General features: G+C 65.9%; 3 protein-coding genes. All 3 read right to left on the bottom strand.

Features of this window, described 5'->3' with window-relative positions:
• Positions 1-1251 (bottom strand): hydantoinase B/oxoprolinase family protein (locus tag GSQ76_RS25835; RefSeq protein ID WP_158746968.1); only part of this gene is annotated, 1251 nt, incomplete at its 3' end.
• Positions 1252-1260: 9 nt separating this feature from the next.
• On the bottom strand, positions 1261-2976 hold the full coding sequence (locus GSQ76_RS25830; RefSeq protein WP_158746967.1) for an iron ABC transporter permease: 1716 nt from the start codon (positions 2974-2976) through the stop codon (positions 1261-1263).
• Positions 2973-4018: ABC transporter ATP-binding protein (locus GSQ76_RS25825; protein ID WP_158746966.1), on the bottom strand; the 1046-nt coding region annotated here is incomplete at its 5' end. The genes GSQ76_RS25825 and GSQ76_RS25830, both read right to left, overlap by 4 nt.

Here is a 4018-nt window from a genome sequence, read left to right as displayed (position 1 = left end):
CCCGCATACGACGTTGGAGGGAAAGCAGGTGGCGGACAGCCCGTCCTGCGCGCAGCGGGCGCCCATGCCGCCATTGATGAACAGGATGGCGGTGTAGCGCCGCCGCTGCTCCCGATAGCCGGAGATAATCACCCGCAAGGTCGGCGCACTGCCGGATTCGGCGATCACCGCTTCCCCCAACACCGGGGCCAGCGCTTTATACAAGGCGGCCGCCAGACAATGGCCGACCAGTTGGCGGGCATACACCGGGGCAGGGCGGCGAGGGTTCAGAATCGACCCCTCCGGCGCGGTCACATGGATCATGCGATACGTGCCCTCATTGCGCGGCGTGTTGGGGTCCAGCGCGCATTTCAGCGGGTAGCAGGTATAGGCCTCGGTATAGTTCATTACGGTGTTCAGCGCCCGGCCAACCTCGGGCGAGGTGCCGGCATAGTCGATAAACAGGTCCTCACCGCGTTTTTCCACGGCGACTTCGATATGCACCGGCTCCTCGCCCGTGCCGTCCAAATCCACTGTGCTGCGATAGATGCCGTCGGGGATCCGCGCGATTGCTGCGCGCATCAGCCGCTCGGTTCGGGCGCAGATCTCGTGGGAAATGGCGCTCAGGTCATCGATGCCTTCGCGCAGGATCAATTCCTGCAGCGCCCGGGCGGCGGCGTCCCCGGCGGCGATCTGGGCCGCGATGTCGCCAGCCACCTGGTCGGGCAGGCGGGAATTGCCACGGATGATCGCCTCGACATCGGTGTTGAGCACGCCGGCCTTGAAATACAGCAGCGGCGGCAGAAGCAGCCCTTCCTCGTGCACTTCTTTCGTATCGGCCGACCACAGGGCGCCCCCCATATCGGCCATGTGCGCGATGCTGCCGGTCCAGGCGACCAGGCGGCCATTCAGGAACACCGGCGCCACGATGGTGATGTCGGGCAAATGGCCCGAGGTCAGCCACGGGTCGTTGCAGATGCCGACATCGCCCTCCACCCACTGCGCCGCGGGGCGGATCGCCAGGAAGTGGGCTAACGTCCGGCCGATCGTCATGTTGAAGGAAGGAATGCCGATCGTGTTCTCTGCCAGCGCGTTGCCGGCGGCGTCCAGGATGACGCAGGCAAAATCGTTCGACTCCCGCACGATCGGCGAGAAGGACGTCCGTCGCAGCGTCGCCGCCGCTTCGTCGGCGATAGCGACCAGGCGCGTCCAGATTACCTGCAGCGCCACCGGGTCGTCGACGATCGAGCGTGGTTGGGTCACGAGGTCCATGATATGCTCCTATCGGCCAGCGGCGACCGGGTCCTGCCGCAAAACTTGTCCCAGAAGAACGACGACCAGCAAGATGGCGCTTTGCACCAGCGCCATCGCGGCCACCAGCCCAGTCGAGCCGCGCTGCCAAAAATCGAACATGGCGAGCGAGAAGAGTTGCGTGTTGGACGTGTAGAGGAACAGCGCCGTGGCCAATTCGCGAAACGACAGCACGAACAGCAGAATGGCGGCCGAGATGACGCCGGGGCGGGCCAGCGGGATCACGATCCGGCGCAGCGTCATCGCGAACCCGGCGCCGCAGAGGCGGGAGCTTTCTTCCAATTCCGGGTGGATCTGCACCAGTGAGGCGCCGATGGCTCGGCTGGCCTGTGGCGCGAATTGCGACACATAGGCCAGGATGAGGATCCAGATCGTGCCATACAGCCCAATGGGAATGCTGATCCACGACCAGAGATAGCCGAGCCCTATGATGATCCCAGGGATAGCCACTGGCAGCACCGTCACCAGATCCAGCGCGCGCCGTCCTGGCAGGCGGGTTCGGTGCACGATATAGGCGGTGGCGAAATACAGCACGCAGCCAATCACCATCGTGCCGGTCGACACCGCGAGCGAGTTCCACAGCGTGCCAACCACCACCGGGTCGCTGAACGCGATGCGGAACTGGTCGAGCGAGAGCTGCCTGGTGTCCAGGATGGCTGTGACGTTGTTGAAAAAGATATTCCGGCGCAGCGAGATGAACAGCAGCGCCACGTATGGCAGCACGACCACCAGCAGTAGATATCCGAAGCCGCCGATCGCCAGGGGCCAGCGTGCAGCCCCAAGCGCCACCGGGCGCACGCGCTGCCCCTTGCCGGCGACGGTGACGTAGCTTCGGCGGGAGACGATCTTGTGCTGGATGAGCACCAACGCGACTGTCACCAGCAGCATCAGCACGCCAAGCGCGGAGGCGTCGTTCACCCGGGGCGGCGTGACGCCGACCATGTCCCAAATGCGCACGGCGATGAAATGCAGATTGCCGGGCTCGCCCAATACGGCCGGGATCGCGAATAGTTCGATGAGCAGCACGAAGACCAGCAGTCCGGAGGCGAGCACAGCCGGGGTGACCAATGGTAGCGTGATTTGGCACAGCACCCGAAGCCGCCCGGCGCCGCTCATGGCTGCGGCCTCTTCCAGCGTTGCGTCCATGTTGCGCAGCGCGGCGGCGGCGAACAGGTAGACGTAGGGCGCGTAATAGATCGCGTAGACCAGGCCGATGCCGGCGAACGAGTAGATGTTGACCTTGACCGACGCCCCAGCGGAGCGGAGCAGGATGTTGATGATGCCGGCGCGGGGTGACGCCAGGATGTCCCAGGCGAAGGCGCCGATGAGCGGTGGCACAAAGAGCGGCATCACCGCCACGACGTCCAATGCACGCCGGCCCGGCACATCGGTACGCACCGCCAACCAGGCCAGGCTGCTGCCAACCAGCACCGCGCCCGCAGTGCCGGCCAGCGCCGTGCCCAGGGTCGCCGCCAGCACCGGCCCGAAGCCGCCGGCCGTGATTACGTTGCGGTAGTTGCCGAACGTCAGCCCGCTCCAATCGAAATGCAGTGCGCGCGGCGCCTCCGACAGGAATGACCCAATGACGAGCACGCCGACCGGCAGCACGATCAGCAGGCCAAGCAGCACCAGCAGTGCCGCAACGCCGCCGATCGCCGCGGGCGAGTGCGGCACGCGCAAGGTCATGCCTGGACGATCCGCGCACGCCCAGGGGCTATGAATAGATGCGCTGGCGCCCCTGGGGGTAGCGGATCATCGGTGCCCAGCACGATCACATCGAACGGCTCGCCATGCAGCGACACGGTGTAACGCGTGGCCGTTCCCTGAAACCGCGCCTCGGTCACCTGCACGGCGTAGGCGCCGTCGGGCAAGGGGCTCGTTGCCGGGCGGAGGCTGCAATCCTCGGGATGGATGACGACGTCGACGGTGCTACCCGGCGTTGCCGGCGCATCGTGGCGCGCATCGATTTCGAAGCCAGAAGCTGTGCGAACCCGGCTGAATCCCGGGCTAAATGCGCCGAGCACTGCGGCGGAAACGATGTTGGCGGTGGCGATGAACTCTGCGACGAAGCGGGAGCGCGGTTCTCGATACAACTCCTGCGGCCGGCCGATCTGCACGATCCGGCCGCCCTGCATGACCACGATCCGGTCGCCCAACTCGACCGCCTCGGCCTGGTCATGCGTGACGTAGACGCTGGTGAGCCCTGTGCGCCGTTGCAGCGCCTTCAGTTCCAATCGCAATCGCTCGCGTAGTTTCAGGTCGAGGTTGGAAAGCGGTTCGTCGAACAGCAGGAGTGTCGGGCCGGCCACCAGCGCGCGGGCCAATGCCACGCGTTGCATCTGCCCGCCTGAAAGTGCCGTGGCTGGTTGCGCGCCGGTGCCGGCCAGACCGACCAGTTCCAGCACGTCATCCACCCTGCGACGACGATCGGCAGCGGCGACCCGGCGCACGCGCAGCGGGTAGGCCACGTTCTCGAACACACTCATATGCGGCCAGATGGCATAGGACTGGAACACCATCCCGATCCCGCGCTGCTCCGGCCGAACGAAGCGGTCGGCGGCGGACATCACATCGCCACCGATGCGGATCGTGCCGGCATCCGGCCGCTCCAATCCCGCGATCATGCGCAGGGTCGTGGTCTTGCCGCAGCCGCTGGGGCCGAGGATGACGATGAATTCACCCTCCTGCACCGTCAGCGACACGTCCTGCACGACGGCTCGGCCAGCGA

The organism is Acidisphaera sp. L21, from assembly GCF_009765685.1.
In the GTDB taxonomy this organism is placed as follows: Bacteria; Pseudomonadota; Alphaproteobacteria; order Acetobacterales; family Acetobacteraceae; genus LMUY01.
This window is presented reverse-complemented; position numbering and strand designations above follow the sequence as displayed.